Raw genomic sequence first — 19,598 nt, forward strand, 5'->3', positions numbered from 1 at the left:
TATCGATTTTAAGCTAAATGAGGCAATTTAAGCAATAATCAAGAAATCAAAAGCATATATTGTGGTTTTTAACATCTATATTCAGTCAAACATCAACATAAGAATGATTTATTCTGATTATTCGATTTGATTCGTTTTTTTTCATTAAAGAAATTATTTGATATTTTATATTGAATAAATTTTCTAAAACGTAATTCTTTGACAATTAATTTAATGACGGCAACAAGTTAGTAATAATAAGTAATTCAAAAGATAAATAACTAGTGATTTTTTTCTGGTTCCTATACCAGACAATAAATTCTGATATCACTGTGTGTATTTTTTTTTAACTAAAATTTTTATCCTAATGTTTTCAGCTAATTGTCAATTTAAATATTAATTAACAAAAATTAAACTGTTATTGGACTCAAATATAGCTAACTAAGCTTAAAATTGACCTCGTTTAGCAACAAAATCTTCAAAATATTCGACTTAAAAGTTTAGTAAGTGTAATTACATGTTTTTAACAACTTTCTTAATCAAATTATCGAAATAATTATGAGGTTCAAGAAGAAGATAAAACAATTAAAAGAGCGTAAAAATAAGCTATTTTTAGATAAAAAGACTATTCCTCTGGGGTTGGTTATAATAATCCCCTTTATTCTTAATATTGTGACTACAGTCAGCATAATAGAATATTTTTCTGTTGACAAAGAACAAAAAAATATCGACAAGATCGATAGTATCGTTAATAAATCTTCAGCCAGTATCAGAGATCGTGTCTTTTTATACCTGTATAATTATTTAGAAACGAATCATACTATTCCTCGTGAGCAAAAAACTCAACTTCTTCCCCAAACTGTAAATAGGTATTTGCAACAAATTGATGTCGGGTTTTCAGCTACGGCTATAATCATCGATAAAAATGGTTCAATTATTGCCAGTAACCACGGACAGCAGGATAAGATGTTGTCCACGGCAACTCAAGATATTTTGACCGCTCTTAACCAGCGATTCAGCAATTTGTCGGATATTGAGGATGTTCAGCAGATTAGTTTTGGGGAAAAGCAACAGCGTGTTCTGGGACAGATAACTCCTTGGCGAGATGATGAACTGGGTTTCGATTGGCTGGTAATCGTGACGATTCCTGAATCTGAGTTAAGTATTTATTCACAAGCGGAGCCAAATAAACAGAGATTGAGATATTTGGTTTATTTATTGCCAGCTAATTTTTTGGGAATCGTAATCTACGTTTGGATCACCTTGGGGATTAAAAATTTAAGTAAAACAGCATCGGTTCTTGCCCAAGGGAAATCTAGCTTCTCATTGAGCGATACTCCTATAACAGAATTTAAGGTGTTGGTGCAATCCTTGAGACAATTGGCTAGTCAATTACAACTAAATAATCAGCGAATAACTGAATTAGACCCGAGAATCAATATCAATTATGAATACAATTCTTTGTTGGCGGATATGAGCCATGATTTGCGATCGCCTTTGAATGCTATTTTGGGATTTGCCCAGATTATGGAAAAGGAATCGTCGATGACGCGATCGCAACAAGAAAATCTGGCAATTATTAATCGCAGTGGCAAACGCTTGTTATCGGTTATTAACGATGTAGTAGATCTATCTAAACTGGAAACTAACCGCTTGATTTTAGAAGAGAATAGTTTTGATTTTCCTCTCTGGCTAGACAGTATGGAAAAGAGCATTAAGTTCCAAGCTCATAATCAGGGCTTAGAATTTTCTCTAATTAGACATGGCACTTTGCCTCAGTATATTTGTTTGGATGAGCGCAGATTACGTCAAGTTCTGACTAATTTGATTGATTATTCTCTGAGATATACTCAAGCAGGAGAAGTAGTTGTTAGAGTTGCTTGTATCGCTACTACTGTAAACTCTGTTCTATCAGTCAAACCAAAATCCTCAGAAAAGCTCAACATTTATTTTGAAGTAGAAAATACGGATTTTCCGATTACTCCTGAAGAACTAGAAACTTTGTTTGTTCCTTCGACTAGAGCTTGTCAAAACCGAAAATCACCTGAAGGCAGTTTTCTAAGTTTACCCATTAGTCATCAATTAGCCCAGTTAATGGGAGGGGACATTACTGTCAGTACAAATAACAATTTAAAACAGGGTATAACCTTCAGGTTGGATATTGAGACTGAAGCAATTATTAAGCAGGAATTAAAGATTCCGTCTGCTCCTCAAAAAATTATTGGTTTGGAACCAAATCAGACAGAGTATCGAATTTTGATCGTAGACGACTCTAAGACTAATCGCCAAATCATGGTGCAGTTACTTGAACCAGTGGGCTTTAAAGTCCAAGAGGCATCTAACGGCAAAGAAGCAGTAGATATATGGTTGCGTTGGCAACCTCACATGATTTGGATGGACATTAGAATGCCGATTATGAATGGTTATGAGGCAACTGAGCAAATTAGATCTTATCCTCAAACAACAACAAATACGCTGATTGTGGCACTGACCGCTGGAACTTTAGAGGAAGAGAAAAAGCTATTTCAAGCCGCCGGATGTGACGATTTTGTTGGTAAACCATTCACAGATAGCATCATTTTTGATAAAGTTGCTCAGCACCTGGGGGTACGGTATATTTACGAACCAATTCCTTGCTCAACCACAAGCAATTTCAAATTTACAGCTAATGCTCTCAAAATGATGTCCAGTGAGTGGTTGAGCCAAGTAGAACAAGCAGCATTATCCCTGGATAAGAATTTACTTAGTCAGTTAATACAAAAGATTCCCCCAGAACACACTGATTTAAGGCAAGCACTGCAAACGCAGGTTGATAACTTTGATTTTGATAAAATTCTCGATTTAGTTATACAAAGCATGATTAGACACCAGTAACTCAACCCTCAGCACAGTTAAATCCTCGCCAAAACAGGAAAACACGATGAGCCCCTTTACAGTCGAGAACATATGTATTTTAGCTAGTTGGCGAGAAGCCCCACATCTCTATTACGACAGCAATGAGTGTGGGATGAATCGCCAGTAATAGACTAGCTATAGGAGAATCTTGATTTTCTATATATTTTCTCAGTGTTGAAATAGTAACTCCACCACATGACGCGAGAAAGTAGCTACTATTCCAAACCACTTTCTTTTTATAGTATGTTTTCTCTAGTTCTGGTAAAAATTCTTGCCTCAGCTTACGACTAGAAATACTTTTAAGGCTATTAACCAGTTTGCTTAATTGTATTGCTGGGTGGTATTGAAAAAGCAAGTGTGCGTGGTCACTCTCTGCGTTGAACTCAACGATTTTGCCGTCAAATTTATCCAACAAAGATTCCCAGATTTCATGAAGCCTATCTATCATTGGCGCAGTCAAAACTTTACGTCTGTATTTGGTTGTTAAAACTAAATGAGCTTTTAAATCAGATACAGAACGCCCTCTTGATACAAAATCTTTCTTCATGAATAGGTGGAGATAAATATGTTAATATCAGTGTATCAAAATAAACAACTCTAATTTTGCTATACAACTACCAGTACCGACTAAGACCAACTACAGAACAAAAGCTTGTCCTTAATGACTGGCTTCGTATCTGTCGGTACTGGTACAACCGCCAACTGAGAGAAAGGTTTGATTGGTGGTCGAAGAATCGTAGCTACACTGACCGATGCCCATTAATCTGTCATTTGCCACAGTTAAAAGAAAAACCTGAATATTATGGGCAAAAAAAGCAGCTACCAATAATCAAAAAAGATTTGGTTTCTGTTGGCTGGAGTGGTGAATTGTTGGACTTCAATTCTGTTCCCTCACAGACTCTGCAAGAGGTGTGCAAACGGGTGAAACTAGCTTTCAGTCGTTTCGTATCGGGAGACAAAAACGGTAAGCGTTCGGGCAAACCAAGATTCAAAACAAGCGTACGTTTCAGATCGATGGTTATGAGCGGGGTAAAGCTTCATTCTTGTTCTGTTGGTGGTAAATGGCTGCATATTAATTTGCCAAAAATAGGTATGGTCAAGGTGCGACATCATAGACAACTGGTTGATGGTGCAACATTAAAGCAAGCTCAGGTAATCAAGAAAGTCGATGGTTGGTACATCAACCTAAGATTACAAGACGATTCTGTTCCTGATTTCCAGCCCGATATTACTCCTACTTGGGATAACTCATTGGGCATGGACGCTGTTCTTCATGAAAATGACTATTTGGCTACGAGCGAAGGCGTTAAATTACCTAGTCTTAAGTCATTTCGGAAATCTCAAGGCAAACTAGCCAAGATTCAGGCGCGTAAATCTACAAAAAAACGAGGTAGTAAATCTCGTCGTAAGCTGGCGAAGCGCGAAGCCAAGCTACATCAGCAAATAGCGAGAGCTAGAAAAGATCATGCCTACAATACTGCCCAGGCTCTCCTTAATACTGGCAAAAAAGTTTTCTTTCATGAACAACTCAATCTTGCTGGGTTGAGTCGGAGGAATAAAGTTAAAACTGATGAGACGGGTAAGTTTTTACCTAATGGACAGTCAGCTAAATCAGGACTAAATAAGTCTTGGGCTGATGCTGCCTTTGGTCAGTTTTTCAACATACTGAAGTTCAAAGCCGAGAAAGCTGGTGCTTTGGTAATACCTGTTAATCCACAATACACATCTCAATTGCTGCCGTACAAAGATGAATTTGTTTTTACCGATTGCAGCATCAGAGAATATTGGGATGAAGAATATCAACTTTTGGTAGACCGAGACATCTCGGCTGGAATAAATACCAAGAGGGTTGGACTGGATGTGTTTCCAACTTTAAAACGGCGTAAAGGGAATCCAGTAATAGTCGCATCTACTACTAATAGTACCTTGAAGCAAGTTCTCTCTGTCCTTCGGGATTTGGAGAAGCCTACATCTGTACCCGAAGGGTCAGTGTAGGTACATCACTAGTAAATCATGTAGCTGTTGACACTCCAACGCATGAATGTTCAGTTTGCAGACTTTCAGTAGTGTGAACTAATTGATAGTGTTATTTTTCGGTGTTAATTTACCTCCATACAAGGGAAGTAATCCTGCTAGTTCAACTATCTCTTGTCCTTCTTTCGAGAGCAGCATCTCCGCATAAGCTTTCCCCGCAAACTGATCGGGAGTTCCATCTTGGCGAATAACTATAAATAAACGGCGTGTTAGAGGATAGGTACCATTTTTAAAAAGTTTTAAATTGGTTTTTCCTGCTGTAAACGGATTGATATAGTTAGTAGAATTTTCAGACGCTAAGTTAAAAATTTTAATTAGTTTTTGCTTTTGGACTAAAGAAGCGGAGGCAAAAGAGATTGAACCTGGTGTGGCAATTACTTTACGCAAGGCTTGAGTATAATTAGAGACATACTCAGTTGCTTGAGGAATTTGCGAAACGCTATTTAATCCTAGTAATTCAACATTTTCTGGAGTTAGCAATACGGGAGTTATCGGCAAATCTTCCCCTCCCAATTGTCGCCAATTGGTAATTTTCCTCCTAAATATATCTTTGACTTGATCTAGGCTTAAGCCATCAACGGAAGTCTGATTATTGCCGAAGAAAATAATGCCATCCATGGCGATCGGGATTTGCTGTAGCTCTATTCCTTGCAATTTTGCTTGGGCATATTCTTGAGCTGTTAGAGGACGACCATTAAAGGCAAAACTAAGTTCTCCATTGAGTAACATTTGAATACCTTTAGTGTAACTTTGGTCTTGATTTTGTGGTTTGGTGTATCTCAGCTCAAAGTAAGGATGACTCTGTTGCATAGAATCATTCATTCCATGGGCTACTAGGGGAGCAAAATACAACGCACCTCCATAGCTAAATAATCCTCTAGGAACATTTCTTACCTGTTCCATAGAATCGTATAAAGCAATATGCTCTCCCGTTCTCGATATAGTTATATGACTGGGTTGACGGGAAATAAAGTAATTAATCCAGAGAGCGATCGCCAGACCTAAAACTGCATAACCGAATAGCACAGTAGGTTTTTTCAGCTCTCCCATAAAATTAAGAGCGGATTTTTGCTGAATTTTGTTCTGTTTCGAGAGTGCAGTAGGAGATTTATCGGTAATGGGGGAAGAATTAGTTAAAGGGTAAAAACAAATTTCACAGTAGACTGCAGAGGTATTGTTATCAAAACCACATTTAGGACAAATTTGCTTCTGATTTTTTACAAGAGAATTTTTTTTTTATTGTTTGTTGATGGCATAAGCTTTAATAAAACTTTGATTAAATATTGCGTCTAGATTCGGCTTTTTATCGATAGATTTGAGACTATGTTGTAAAAAATTTGTCATTTTACGGGCTGCATATGGCATATGTCTCATGTTGTTGCCATCTGCAAAGGCCTCAAAATTTTCCTCTAAATTAAACATCTTAGTTCCCGCTTTAAATAGCTGGAGTTCTTCATAGCTCACATTAGCTCTCTTAGCCATGATTTCATCCGCCCTAGTAGGGTTAACAGCCATAAAATCCAGAACATCAAACCAAGTATCAATTAGAGCTTGGACTTGTTCAGGATTACTATCAATCAGTTGCTCTGTGACTACGAGAAGATCGGGTATAGCCCCTGGAAAAGCCTTAGAGGATGTTATTTCTTTGGCTCCCTCCCGTTTGAGAGCTATGAGCCAAAAGGGAGGAAACGCCCCCACCGCGTCAGCTTGTCCCACGGCAAAGGCTTCTGCTGCCGCACCAGTCTCAATATCAATGATTTTTACATCGCTACGGGACATTCCTTCTTTTTCCAGTGCCAAGGTCAAAAGAAAGTCATCAACAACACCAGCCTCGAGGACAACTTGCTTATTTTTCAAGTCTTTAACCTCGTTAATTCCTTTCGCTGCAATGATCTTGTCATTGCCCGCTGAATTATCGTTAACCAAGACCACCACTTCTCCTTTAACTGCATCTTCAGCAAAAGTAATGGTATCGTTAAGAGTCTGACAATTAGCGTCTATATAACCATCGGCTAAGTCCTGCATCGACTTAGAATAGTTGTCGTACCACTTGAGCTCCACATTAGCATTGTGTTTGGCGAATAATCCTTCTGACTCAGCGATCGCCCAGGGCCACCAACCAGCCCAATTACTATAGCCAAGAACTATTGGCTGCTCATAATCTTCTTTTACATTTAAACTACTTGTAGCTGTAGATGATATTTGTTGCCAATTAGTTGTAACTAAAAAGCTCAATAAAAGAACAACAGCTAAAAACCAGATCTTTTTTGCCATCTATAACTTTCAATTGATTAACTTCTCGAATAGAAAATAAAACTTAAGGAGAACTAGTTTTCATATTTCAACAATATATAGTACTAAGAACTAAGATAATACTTGGGTTTTTCTTTTTAGACTAGAAAGTTTAACTTTTATTTATATTGACTATACAGCAAAATAAGTCAGTCTGAAAAGTCCATTTTGAACATATGAAGGTAATATTATTGTCCTTATTTAGTAAGGTATAACTTGTGACAGATGTGTTGGTTCTGAATCAGAATATAAATCAGCTATTGAGTATTATAAAATACATAGAAGACAAAATATTGAATCAGATCTTATGCAAATGAAGCCAGATAAGGCGGTTGTTTCTGGCATGCATAACATCTGGTGACAAACAGGCATATTTATATTAGCTTCTCTTATTGTTAATTAGTCCTGTTAATTATTTAACAAAAATTGAGCTGCCAAAATTCATACTAGGATTAGTAAGGATTTCCTGGGTAGAACTAAAAAGTAGTGCTAAAACGAAAATTACTGAAGCTACTAATACCATCCCTGGTCCTGAAGGTAGATTGTAATAATAGCTGCAATACATTCTTGTAATACTAGACAAAACTCCAATAATTACACCTAAAAGCATTACCAAATGTAGCCGAGTAACTAATTAATGTGCTGTGGCAGCAGGGATAATTAATTACACTCCCTTGCTTTGTAGTTCTAAAATGTTATCTTGCTAAAGGTCAGTCTGATTGCAGATTGGCAAATTATTTATATTGAATAACGTTCCGTAGCTTCTCTGAGGTAATTTATGACCAAGTATGACGTATACGCCCTTGGTAATGCTTTATTAGATATTGAATTTGAAGTTTCAACTGAGGTTCTACAAAATTTAGGGATTGATAAAGGCGTAATGACTTTGCTAGATGAAGCCGATCAGGATAAAATTGTCAGCAATTTAGCAGAATACGAGCAAAAACGCTCCTGTGGTGGCTCTGCAGCCAATACATTAATTGCAATTAGTCAATTTGGCGGCAAATCTTTTTATTCTTGCAAAGTTGCTGATGATGAACCAGGGAAATTTTATACTCAAGATTTATTAGATTGTGGAGTAGCTACAAACCTAAAAAATCACACTCCTGAAGCAGGAGTAACTGGTAAATGTTTGGTGTTTGTTACTCCTGATGCCGATCGCACTATGAATACGTTTCTAGGTATTTCAGGAGAGTTTTCCGATGTAGAATTAGTTCCAGAAGCGATTAAAAATGCTAAGTACACCTACATTGAGGGATATTTAGTTAGTGGGGAAAAAAGCAAACAAGCAGCAATTAAAGCTAGAGAAATTGCTCAATCGGCAGGCAGAAAAGTAGCTTTTTCCCTAGCTGATTTAAACATGGTTAAATTTTTCAAACCTGGCTTATTAGAAATTATTGGTTCTGGGGTTGACTTCCTCTTTGCTAATGAAGGTGAAGCATTACTGATGGCGGAAACTGATGACCTAGATGTGGCGATCGCTCATCTCAAAACCTTGACCAAAGGATTTGCCATTACTCGTGGTGCAGCAGGGTCAGTAATTTTTGATGGTGAGAAATTGATTAATATCGATCCTTTCCCTGTCCAAGCAATTGATACTGTCGGTGCAGGAGATATGTATGCGGGTGCTTTTTTATACGGCATTACTAATGGCATGAGTTTTGCTGAAGCTGGGTCTTTAGCTTCCCTTGCTTCCGCTAAGCTAGTCACTAGCTTGGGCGCACGGATGAAAACAGAAGATGTTCAGTCTCTTTTGTCTGAGGCCAAAGCTGCCTAACGTGAGCATCTAACGAATTTATATTCTTTATATCTGGAGAGGAACAATTTGTTCCCTAAGAGTTTGGAGTTTAGAGTTCGGAATTTGTAGGGGGCGAACAGCCGTTCGCCCTTACCAGCGTTCGCTTTTTTCTTTGTCTAGCTGATAGTGAGATAGTTCAAAAGAGACAGAAACTATTACCTTAAAAAGCTTTAAGCTCTAAGCCTTAAGCTTTAAGCTCTAAAGTTTACGCTTGGTAAACGGCTAACAGTGAGACAGTTCGTTGGCGGTGAAGCAGGGCGTTGGCGGGGTTCCCCCGCTTGAAGCCACTGCTGAACCCTTTAGGGGGTACGATGCGGCCATACGCCTGGCCTTTGTCCCGCTTGAAGGAACTGTCGCCCTAAAGGATACCGCTTCGCATAAGGGCGGGGGTTTCCCCCATGAACAACTTCATCAAGAAGAAACTGTCGTTGGCGGAGCCTTCTCGAAGAGTACCCGAAGGGCTTATAGCTATCGGGTTTAATGCCCCCAGCAAACGAAGTTTGGTGGTCTACAATTAGGAGAGGTTAAAGCCTCTTATAATTGGCTTACAGCTTACAGCTTATAGCTGCGGCTCTGCCGCTTTACCAAGGATTGCCAATAATTGTAAATCCTGCCCAATAAAAAGGATGATCGAAGTTTTCCGATTGAGTTTCGATAGTAGATGCCGGCAAATTCACCTCTACTGCCGAGCCTTTAACTTTATTTTCTTCCACATAAACTTTCTTTTTAAGCATACTAATTTGGGCTTGTCTTAAGGCTTCTGCTTTGACTGGGATTGATTTAAGTTTCTGATAAAATTCGCTCATCAAGACAACTGTTCCCGAATCATTGATTGCCCATAAACTGGCTAAAGCCGATTTGACTCCCGCCTGCATCGCTAATCCAGCAAAACCAAACTCGGCATCGTGATCTCCCAAGGCAGTTTCACAAGCACTAAGAACTAATAAATCAACTGGAGGAAGCTCTAATTCTAGACTGGCAATTTGATCTAAACTCATTTTGCGATCGCCAAACTGAATATAAGAATCCTCCGGTGAACCAGATTTAAACTTAGAGTGGGAAGCAATATGAATAATGTCAAAACCCCCCTGTTGATGAGCATTTTTGAGATTTTGAACCGTAAAGTCTTGATTGAGTATTTTACGCCCTGACCACAATTTCGGCACAATTGTCTCTAATTCTACTTCGACACCTGGTAAGGATGGCAAATCTTTAAATTCTGAGGCTCCCATCGCCAGTACCTTTTTCTCAGGCTTAGGTTTATAGCTGGTATCAGTGAGATTAAATGCCGGAATACGGGCTAAATTATATTTTTCAATGACGAATTGTTCTCCATCATGTAAGGCAGCAAAGGGAAGAGAGCGCAAAGTAGGACCCGTGCAAAGCAACAAGGTGTCAATTTGTTCGGCTTCCAGATAAGGCTCTAGTGGTTTAAACAACCATCGATGAATCAATCTTGCTGGAGGTAAATACTTCAGAGAACGGCGGTCAGCAATTCCTGTTTCTAAGCGCTCGACCATACTGGTTAGACGTTCGCGGTCTGCTCCTCTAACTTTTTTGGTGACAAATTGCTGTTCGGGAGTAATAAGTATTAGTTGTAAAAAATCATCTTTGGGAACTGCCCAGATTACTGCTGGTCGAATATTTATTTGCTCTTGAATTTCTTTCAAATGCTTGGCGATTTGTTTTGCCGATCTAGATCTATTAGAGAAATTGCGGTCAAAATAACCTTCGTAATCGCTTTCCCATTTCGCCTCTAATTTGGCAACCATGTCCGAAAATTTCTCTAAGTCTACAAGTTCCTCTTTCGGTGGGGAAACTGCTTCAGAAGATGAGACGATCTGAGATCTAAGTGGATGAGTATTAGATACAATTATGGCGATCGCAAGTGATCCACTAATTAAAATGTATGACCATTTATTCCATATCCGAGTCAAACTGCTCAATATTTTGCGTAGCATGATATTTCCCGTAATAATTGATTTTTGGAAAGCGACTATTAGCGGCTAATAGCGATTTTACTAATTAGTATGTCAACTTTGAATTCTGGATGCATATTTCTGCGATGCTTGACTAAATTTGAATTCCAATTCCATTTTCTAAAAATTCAGCTACTGTTTTTTGCGATAACTCATGCGTCGTCATGGTCTTTAAGATCGACATCGGTACTGTAAGATGATGAGCTCCTGCTTGTAGTGTGGCAGCAGCTTCTTGGGAAGATTTAATACTAGCCGCTAAAATTTCGGTTTTGCTTCCTTGGAGTATATTCGACATCTCTTTGATCAAAGCCAAACCATCCCCTAACAGCCTAGTAGCACGATTAACATAAGCGATCGCATATTTGGCTCCAGCTTCAGCGGCGATCGCTGCTTGAGCTGGACTATAAATGGCTGTGACGGAACAAGCTATTTCTGTTGATAAATGAGCTGTTACCCGAAAGCCCAACTCCGTCGCCGGAATTTTTAAAACAGCCTGCTCGCCAATAATTGCAGCAGCTTTTCTGGCTTCTGTAACCATCCCAGCAAAATCGGTAGCACACAATTGGTAATATAGTTCTCCGGGACTAATAGCAGCTAGTTGTTTTAAATTAGCTTCGGGAGGTAAATTACTTTTATTTAACAAAGTAGGATTGGTCGTAATCCCCTTAACCCAGCCCATATCTACTGCTGCTTTAGCTTCTTCCAGAATGGCAGAATCAAGATAAATCATAGTTATTAAAATAAATATGTAAGATTTGAAGAAGTAATTATAAGACTAGCAATTAGCTGTTAGCCCTTCGGGTTCAACAGTTTCTTTAAGCGGGGGAACCCCGCCAACGAACTGTCTCACGATTAGCTATTAGCCTTTGTTTTCTTGAAGTAAACTAGAGAGAATATATAAAAGAATATTATATTGTGTTAACCAGCCAAAGCGAATTAAAACCTCGTAATATAGATATCTTGGGGACAGGTTCTAGGAGACCATTGCACACATGGGAAAAGTAGTCGGCATAGATTTGGGAACAACCAATTCCGTAGTAGCAGTCATGGAGGGCGGTAAGCCCATTGTAATTGCCAATTCAGAAGGAATGCGAACTACTCCCTCTGTAGTTGGCTTTAATAAGGATGGCGAATTGGTAGTCGGACAATTAGCCAGACGACAAAGTGTCTTAAATCCAGAAAACACCTTTTATGGTGTCAAAAGATTTATGGGTCGGCTATATACCGAACTTCAGCCAGAATCGAAACGAGTACCCTACACCATTAAGCGAGATGAGTTGGGTAACATCAAAATCCGCTGTCCCAAGCTCAAAAAAGAATTTGCCCCCGAAGAAGTTTCGGCAATGATCTTACGTAAACTTGCCGAGGAAGCGGAACGCTATTTGGGAGAAGCAATTACGGGTGCAGTAATTACCGTACCTGCTTATTTTAATGACTCTCAACGTCAGGCAACTAGGGATGCTGGTCGCATCGCGGGGCTAGATGTACTCAGAATTATTAACGAGCCTACCGCAGCCGCTTTAGCCTACGGATTAGATCAGCGTCGTCCTCAAACCATTATGGTATTTGACCTAGGTGGAGGAACATTTGACGTTTCTATACTTGATATTGGCGATGGCGTATTTGAAGTTAGAGCTACTAGTGGGGATACTCAACTAGGAGGGAATGACTTTGATCGCCGGATTGTAGATTGGTTAGCTGAAGAATTCCTTAAACAAGAAGGGGTAGATCTGAGAAAGAGCGATCGCCAGGCATTACAAAGACTTACTGAAGCAGCAGAAAAAGCCAAAATTGAGCTATCAAAATTATCTGTAACCGAAATCAATTTACCCTTTATCACTGCCACGGAAGATGGACCTAAGCACATTGAAATCAAGCTCACTCGCGCCAAATTTGAAGAACTCTGTGGCGATTTAGTTAGTCGTCTTCGTCGTCCCCTCAAACGTGCTATTTCTGATGCTGGCATTGGTCCACTAGATATCGATGAAGTTGTCCTTGTCGGTGGTTCAACTCGCATACCGATGGTACAGGATCTAGTCCGTAGTTATATCGACCTGGAACCCAATCAGAACGTCAACCCTGACGAAGTAGTAGCCATAGGTGCGGCAATTCAATCGGGGATTATGACTAATGAAGTTAAAGATATTCTGCTACTAGACGTTACTCCCCTATCTCTGGGTTTAGAAACCATCGGTGGTGTAATGAAAAAGCTACTCCCTCGTAACACCACTATTCCTGTGCGCCGTTCCGATATTTTTTCAACCGGTGAGAATAATCAAACAGTAGTGGAAATCCACGCTCTCCAGGGAGAACGGGAAATGGCAAGTGGCAATAAATCCTTAGGTAGATTCAAACTTACTGGTATCCCCCCCGCACCGAGAGGGGTTCCTCAAGTTCAAGTATCTTTTGATATTGATGCCAATGGCATTTTGCAAGTCACTGCCAGGGATAAGACCACAGGTAGAGAACAGGGGATTACGGTTTCTGGTGCTTCTACCCTTAGTGATTCGGAAATTAACCGGATGATTCAAGAAGCAGACAAATTCGCTGAGGAAGATCGTGCTAGAAGAGAGAGGGTAGAAAAACGTAACCGTGCTAAAGCCTTGACTGACCAAGCTCAGCGTAAACTTAAAGAAGTAACTTTGGATTTTGGCAGTCAGTTTGCTAACTATTATCGTCGTCGCATTGATGTATTGTGCGAAGAAATTCTCAAAAGCTTAGAACAAGATGATGAACGCAGTTTAGATCGAGCCGAAGCTGACTTACAAGACACTCTTTATGAACTAAACCGCGAAGTTAGGCTGCAATACGAAGATGAAGAAGACGATGACTTCTTAGGGGCAATTCGTAAAACCTTCTTAGGAGATGACGACAAGTACGATGAGGATTATTCTTACGATCCTCGTCAGACTGACTACTATAGTGGTCGTGATAATTATAGCTATCCCCCTGGTCGTAGTGCTACTCGCTCCACTACGGGGTACGATAACTATAGTGGAAATTATCGCAATGAGCCTCGTCGTCCTGTTTATAACGATGATTGGAATGATGGCTATGACAGTCCATCTCGTCGTCCTGCGGCGGGTTATGATGACTACGGTGATAGAAACAGAGGTTATGCTAATCAACCTCGTAGACCTGGCTATGATGACCCTTACGCTAATCCTGCTGCTTATGAAACTAGAAGAGAAAGCCCCAGAAATCGTGGCAATAGTCGTGACAATTTTCCTCCTCAAGACCGTTACAATGGTCGCAACACTTCACGCAATATTCCCTATGAAAACGATTGGGATGATGACGATGATGAATGGTTCTAAATCGATAGCTTATGCTGATTGAGCATTCAAACTAATAACCAAATCACTAATCAACAACTGAGATATGCAGAACGTGCGTAACTATTATGAAATACTGGGTGTTGCCAAAAATGCCCCAAGTAATGAAATTAAGAGAGCTTATCGCACATTAGCCATTAAATATCATCCCGATCGCAATCTGGGAAATAAAGCTGCGGAAGAAAAATTCAAGGATATTAACGAAGCCTACGAAGTCTTATCGGATCAAACTAGGCGAGTTCAGTACGATCAATCTATCAGTCGTAAAAACTTTATTAATAAGGCTGGTTCTTTTAGTAATTTTGGACGTAACAATAATCGTTCCGGGACAAGAAATGGAACCGCTGAACGTTCCCGAGTCAGAGTAGATACTCAAGATTATCGCCCTGGTACAACTAAACGAGAGAGAGTAGTAAGTTCGCCACGAGCTAAGCGTAGGGACATTGAAGCCAAATTAACCTTGGGTTTGGATGAAGCCTACAAAGGGGGGAAAAGGAAAATCCGTTTAGAAGATGGCAGATCTTTGGAAGTTGATATGCCAGCAGAAATGATTAATGGGCAACGTATTCGTCTCAAAGGTCAAGGTATTGAAGGTGGGGATCTATACCTCAAGATTACTGTGGCACGGCATTCCTTTTTTGATATTCAGGGGGGAAATATTTATTGCCAGATTCCTGTGACTCCTACAGAAGCAATTTTAGGTAGTGCGATCGAAGTTCCTACCATTGATGGTTTAGTTAAGGTAAGCGTTCCCAATGGAGTTCGCTCAGGACAAAGATTGCGTTTGGCGAATAAAGGTTATTTTGATAAATCGGGTGCTAGAGGCGATCAACTTGTAGAAATTCAAATTTTTACGCCCAAAGAAATTACCCCTGAAGAAAAAGAACTATACGAAAAGTTAAGAGAATTAGAACAGTTTAATCCCCGTCAAAATATAATTAGAAACTTGTAGTTTTAATTATTCAAATATTATATGGTTTAAAATTGTGGCTTTGGCTGATGATTAATTGTTGATTTTTGATAAGCTGTTGTGCATCAAACATTGCATATTATTTTGTTAAGAGACAAATTTTAAGATCCTCTACCAGGATCCCTTTCTTTTAGTCTCTATACCTACCCTGCACCTTTATTTTTTATTTACAAATAATCACTTAGATGACAACAACAATTATCATTAAAAAAGGGAAATATGGTCTAATCATTAACTAAATGAATGCTGAACTAGCGAAAACTACAAATATTGATACTACGTTGTTGTTGGGGTTATTGTTTTTTGCGAGCATAAGTGCTTTAGCTAGTCTTATTCTCTTATTTAAGCTAATTAATACTCAGTTAGATCGTTTATTATCATTTAAAGTTCAAGAAGCTTATCAAAAAACAATTAAACCAGACCGTAAGTGGTTAATAACAATAATTTCTTTGGCAACGGTTGATCTGATACTTTTAAGTTTACCAATACCCAGTTGGTTATCATTCCTAGAAATATTTTTTAGTCTAGCGATCGCAATTATTTTTATTTGGTTAGGTTTTCGTTTATTTAATCGGCTATTTGATAACTATCTACTAGATGTAGCTTTTCAAACAGGACGCAAGCTTACTGGAGAATTCTTAATTTTAGGCAAATTTATTGCCAATGCGGTAATCTTTATAAGTGTTATCATTCTGTTTGCTCAAACTCATCAAATCAATATTTTGGGTTTAGTTGCCAGTTTAGGAATTGGTGGCTTAGCCGTAGCATTTGCTTCCCAAAAACTTCTTGAGCAAGTATTGGCAGGAATTGTACTGTATATAGACCGTCCTTTTGTGGTTGATGACTATATCCATTTGGTTGATGGAACTTTTGGCAGAGTTGAATCCATCGGTTGGCGATCCACTAAGGTGAGAACTTCAGGGAAAGGTAGTTTGGTTATTATTCCCAATAGCGTACTTACTCAGGTAAATATTGAAAATTTGACTGGAGCCAAAAAAGTTATTTCTTTAATTTATTTAACCTTTTATCGTGCAATGCCTGACGAAGAAAAAGCATTAATTCGTCAAGTTATTTTAGATAGTACTCAAGACATTTTTGGCATAGATCCTCGTAATACTGAAGTTATATTTAAAAATTTACTTAGTGATAATCAAGAAAGCATCACTCAGGCACAGGTGAACTTTTTTATTTTAGGTTCTGGAGAAGTTTCTATGGATCTGCGTCGCCAATTACTTGACGTTGCCAATCAAAGTATTACCAAGCAATTAAAAGAATATGGAATTGCTTTTGACCTTGAAGAAAGAACAATTAATATTGATTCTCCAATCACAATTTAATCATCAATCAAATATAAAGACTTAGCTGTATATGATGGATATTTGGGAAAGCATTAAAGATTGGCTAAATCTTGATGCTGAAACGAGGAGATTCTTACTGAGACACGCCTTTAATCTGGGTACATTCTTATTTTTTGTCTTTCTTTCTTTTTTGGCAGGAAGGTACACTACATCTTTAGTTAAAGCGATAATTAGCAAGTTAACTCCAGAATCATTTTCGATTATTTATGAAAAGTTAATTACTCCCATCGAAAAGCTGATTAAGATTACTGGGACTTTAATCTTAATTTCTATTTGCCTCAATTTTATTCGCCAGTATCAAGCAGTCTATGAAATTGCTAAATTTTTTCTAGACTTAGGGGTAATTGTCAGTATTGCTTGGCTAGTTTCCCGTTTATTTCGCCAATTTGTTCAAGTTTATGGTATCGATACTATTCGCAAAATGGGTTTAGAAATAGACGAAATGTTGCTGGTTTTTGAAACTATAGTAAATGTAATTATTGGTTTTATAGCAGTAGTAACTTTTGCTCAAAATCAAAATATTAATCTATTTGGCTTACTTGCTGGGGTAGGAATTGGTGGTGCGGCAATCGTCTTTGCTTCTCAAAAAACCATCGAACAGTTAATCGGAACAATTGTTCTATACTTAGATCGTCCGTTTATTCCAGGAGAATATATTCGCGTTAATCTCAATCCTCAAGCAGAAGATGTTTACGGCAGAATAGAATCAATTGGCATACGTTCAACTAAACTGAGGACGGTTGCTAAAAGCACTTTAGTAATTATCCCCAATTCCATTTTGGCTAATTTAGACATTGAGAATATTTCCAGAGGTAAAAAAGTAATGGTGCTGCTTTATCTGGATTTTCTCAAGATTTTGGAGGAAAGAGAACAAGCTTTAGTTGAACAAGTGGTAAATAGAAGTACTGATGCTTTGTTTGGCATCGATCCTGGTAGCACTAAAATCAAGCTATTTAAGCCAGAAGATAAACCAGGTACTCGCGCTAGGGTAACATTTTTTATCCTTGGTTCTTCAGAAAACTCAATTCAACTGCGAAAGCGACTTTTAGAATTAGCTAATAAAACTATATCCAAACAGCTTAATGAATACGAAATTGAATTTGTGATGCAAGAACCGACTATTTATGTCGAATCTCCAATAACTATTTAAGCTACTTGAGCTACTTGAGATAGTTATCAAAAAATAATGATAAAGTGTCTACTTGGCAATTATTTATTTCTCACCAAAATGATTCCCAGAAGATATGAAAGACTAAAACGAGTTCTTAACCAAAGACAACCAGATTTAACTGTCCTGACTGAAGATGTTCATAAACCCCATAATCTATCAGCGATTATTCGTACCTGTGATGCTGTAGGAGTCTTTGCCGTCCATGCAGTTAACCGTCACAGTGACACTCCAACTTTTTCTCAAGTTGCTCAGGGAAGTGAAAAATGGGTTCGGCTGCACTCCCACCCTGACATTAAAACTGCAATTAAATATCTGCAAGAGCAAAATCATCAAGTATATGCGGCTCATTTGAGTGAGACAGCAATTGACTATCGTCAAGTTGACTATACTCAACCCACTGCCATTCTTTTAGGTACGGAAAAATGGGGCGTAACTGAAGAGGCTTCTAATTTGGTAGATAGACATATTATGATTCCCATGCAAGGCATGGTTCAGTCTCTAAACGTATCTGTAGCCAATGCAGTAATTTTATTTGAAGCTCAACGTCAAAGGCTGAAAGCTGGTCTGTACGATCAAGTTCGTCTCGATCCAGAAACTTACAAACAAGTTATTTTTGAATGGGGTTATCCCAATATCGCTGCTATGTATCGTCGTCAAGGGAAACCTTATCCTGAATTAGGGGAAAAGGGAGAAATATTAGCAACACTCTAAGAGATTAAAAAACTGTTTAAATATTTCGTAAATTACTAATAACGCGAGTTAATCGTAAGTATATGGTGCGACTGATTGCCTAAAAATAGAATTTCTCGGTACTAGCCATTAAATATTAATAATTTGGAGGTCAAGCCTCATGTCAGAATTTCTCGATTTCCTAAAGCATAAATATGCTTACGTCGCGATTGGTAAATTTAAATCTGGTAGATTCGCCGAAGCGCAAAAATTATATGAAGAAGCGGTTTCTACCTATACTAAAGGTTTTAAAGGAGCATATCTACTACAAAAACCAGGAACAGATGAGGGGATTGCCGTAATTATTTGGGAAAAAGTTGACGATATGCAAGATAATCAAACTGAAGCATACAAAGCAATTTTGCAAGAGATGTCTCCATTATTTGCCACAGCACCAGACACTTCATTTTATGAGGTGTGCAGCGAAATAGGGATTGAACAGTAAAAATGAGATTATATAACTTAGAGATTTCCGGAAATTGCTATAAAGTACGTTTGTTTTTATCAATATTGGAACTCAAGTACGAACTTGTGACCATTAATTTTATGGCTGGAGAACACAAATCTTCAAAATTTTTACAATTAAATCCTTTGGGAGAAATCCCCGTATTTGAAGATGAAAGTTTGATTTTGCGAGATTCCCAAGCAATTTTAGTTTACCTAGCTAGAAAATATGGTGATGATTCCTGGTTTCCTGCCGATCCAGCAAAAATGGCACAGGTAACTCAATGGCTATTAACAGCTGCCAACGAAATAGCCCGTGGTCCTGCTGATGCTAGACGGGGAAAAAAGTTTGGCTTTGCTATTGATTTAGAAACAGCACAACAAAAAACAAAGTCAATGCTCAATATATTTGAACAACACTTAACTCAGTACAAGTGGTTAGCGTTAGAACAACCTACTATTGCTGATATTGCTTGTTTTCCCTATATTGCTTTAGCTCCCGAAGGTGGTGTGATGTTAAATCGATATCCTGCCATCAATCAATGGTGCGATCGCCTTAAAAAATTACCAAACTTTATTACTATGCCAGGCATTACAGTCGATTAATAAGTTAT

16 protein-coding genes are annotated in these 19,598 nt (G+C 38.4%); 10 read left to right on the forward strand and 6 right to left on the reverse strand.

The window, feature by feature from the left end; genetic code table 11:
• Positions 1-537: 537 nt before the first annotated feature.
• Complete coding sequence (locus PLEUR7319_RS0116780; protein WP_019506379.1) at positions 538-2,853, forward strand: response regulator; 2,316 nt, start codon at positions 538-540, stop codon at positions 2,851-2,853.
• A 79-nt stretch (positions 2,854-2,932) separates the two neighbouring features.
• On the opposite strand, the gene tnpA is transcribed toward PLEUR7319_RS0116780, so the two are convergent.
• Entirely contained in the window at positions 2,933-3,421 is a 489-nt protein-coding gene (tnpA, locus tag PLEUR7319_RS0116785) for an IS200/IS605 family transposase (RefSeq protein WP_019506380.1), read from the reverse strand.
• Between the two features lie 56 nt (positions 3,422-3,477).
• Here tnpA and PLEUR7319_RS0116790 point away from each other — a divergent pair, with 56 nt between their 5' ends.
• On the forward strand, positions 3,478-4,869 hold the full coding sequence (locus PLEUR7319_RS0116790; protein WP_026102398.1) for an RNA-guided endonuclease TnpB family protein: 1,392 nt from the start codon (positions 3,478-3,480) through the stop codon (positions 4,867-4,869).
• A 78-nt stretch (positions 4,870-4,947) separates the two neighbouring features.
• On the opposite strand, the gene PLEUR7319_RS35765 is transcribed toward PLEUR7319_RS0116790, so the two are convergent.
• From PLEUR7319_RS35765 to PLEUR7319_RS35770, 3 genes are all read right to left on the reverse strand, one after another.
• Positions 4,948-5,958, reverse strand: coding sequence for a PstS family phosphate ABC transporter substrate-binding protein (locus tag PLEUR7319_RS35765; RefSeq protein ID WP_019506381.1), 1,011 nt, complete (start codon positions 5,956-5,958; stop codon positions 4,948-4,950).
• Positions 5,959-6,144: 186 nt separating this feature from the next.
• Positions 6,145-7,182: an ABC transporter substrate-binding protein gene (locus tag PLEUR7319_RS0116800; RefSeq protein WP_019506382.1), complete on the reverse strand. Its 1,038-nt coding sequence runs from the start codon at positions 7,180-7,182 to the stop codon at positions 6,145-6,147.
• 430 nt (positions 7,183-7,612) lie between these two features.
• Positions 7,613-7,816, reverse strand: coding sequence for a metal ABC transporter permease (locus PLEUR7319_RS35770; protein ID WP_256380643.1), 204 nt, complete (start codon positions 7,814-7,816; stop codon positions 7,613-7,615).
• Between the two features lie 162 nt (positions 7,817-7,978).
• On the opposite strand from PLEUR7319_RS35770, the gene PLEUR7319_RS0116810 reads away from it, so the two are divergent.
• Positions 7,979-8,977, forward strand: coding sequence for an adenosine kinase (locus PLEUR7319_RS0116810; protein WP_019506384.1), 999 nt, complete (start codon positions 7,979-7,981; stop codon positions 8,975-8,977).
• Between the two features lie 602 nt (positions 8,978-9,579).
• Here PLEUR7319_RS0116810 and PLEUR7319_RS0116820 read toward each other — a convergent pair.
• Positions 9,580-10,959: a CHAT domain-containing protein gene (locus tag PLEUR7319_RS0116820; protein ID WP_083892501.1), complete on the reverse strand. Its 1,380-nt coding sequence runs from the start codon at positions 10,957-10,959 to the stop codon at positions 9,580-9,582.
• Between the two features lie 112 nt (positions 10,960-11,071).
• Positions 11,072-11,707 (reverse strand): transaldolase family protein, encoded by a 636-nt coding sequence (locus PLEUR7319_RS0116825; protein ID WP_019506386.1) that lies wholly within the window; start codon positions 11,705-11,707, stop codon positions 11,072-11,074.
• Between the two features lie 262 nt (positions 11,708-11,969).
• Here PLEUR7319_RS0116825 and dnaK point away from each other — a divergent pair, with 262 nt between their 5' ends.
• From dnaK to PLEUR7319_RS0116860, 7 genes are all read left to right on the forward strand, one after another.
• Positions 11,970-14,294 carry a molecular chaperone DnaK gene (gene dnaK, locus PLEUR7319_RS0116830; RefSeq protein WP_019506387.1) on the forward strand — a complete coding sequence of 775 codons (2,325 nt, stop codon included), beginning with the start codon at positions 11,970-11,972 and terminating at the stop codon, positions 14,292-14,294.
• A 64-nt stretch (positions 14,295-14,358) separates the two neighbouring features.
• Positions 14,359-15,264 carry a DnaJ C-terminal domain-containing protein gene (locus PLEUR7319_RS0116835; RefSeq protein ID WP_019506388.1) on the forward strand — a complete coding sequence of 302 codons (906 nt, stop codon included), beginning with the start codon at positions 14,359-14,361 and terminating at the stop codon, positions 15,262-15,264.
• A gap of 257 nt (positions 15,265-15,521) precedes the next feature.
• The gene (locus PLEUR7319_RS0116840) at positions 15,522-16,619 is read left to right on the forward strand and encodes a mechanosensitive ion channel family protein (protein ID WP_019506389.1); all 1,098 of its coding nucleotides are present in this window, start codon (positions 15,522-15,524) and stop codon (positions 16,617-16,619) included.
• Between the two features lie 34 nt (positions 16,620-16,653).
• Entirely contained in the window at positions 16,654-17,790 is a 1,137-nt protein-coding gene (locus tag PLEUR7319_RS0116845; protein WP_019506390.1) for a mechanosensitive ion channel domain-containing protein, read from the forward strand.
• Between the two features lie 36 nt (positions 17,791-17,826).
• Positions 17,827-18,522, forward strand: coding sequence for a tRNA (guanosine(18)-2'-O)-methyltransferase TrmH (gene trmH, locus PLEUR7319_RS0116850; protein WP_019506391.1), 696 nt, complete (start codon positions 17,827-17,829; stop codon positions 18,520-18,522).
• 139 nt (positions 18,523-18,661) lie between these two features.
• Positions 18,662-18,985 (forward strand): hypothetical protein, encoded by a 324-nt coding sequence (locus tag PLEUR7319_RS0116855; RefSeq protein ID WP_019506392.1) that lies wholly within the window; start codon positions 18,662-18,664, stop codon positions 18,983-18,985.
• Positions 18,986-18,987: 2 nt separating this feature from the next.
• The gene (locus PLEUR7319_RS0116860) at positions 18,988-19,590 is read left to right on the forward strand and encodes a glutathione S-transferase family protein (protein WP_019506393.1); all 603 of its coding nucleotides are present in this window, start codon (positions 18,988-18,990) and stop codon (positions 19,588-19,590) included.
• Positions 19,591-19,598: the final 8 nt, after the last annotated feature.

It is taken from the genome of Pleurocapsa sp. PCC 7319 (genome assembly GCF_000332195.1).
Lineage (GTDB): Bacteria > Cyanobacteriota > Cyanobacteriia > Cyanobacteriales > Xenococcaceae > Waterburya.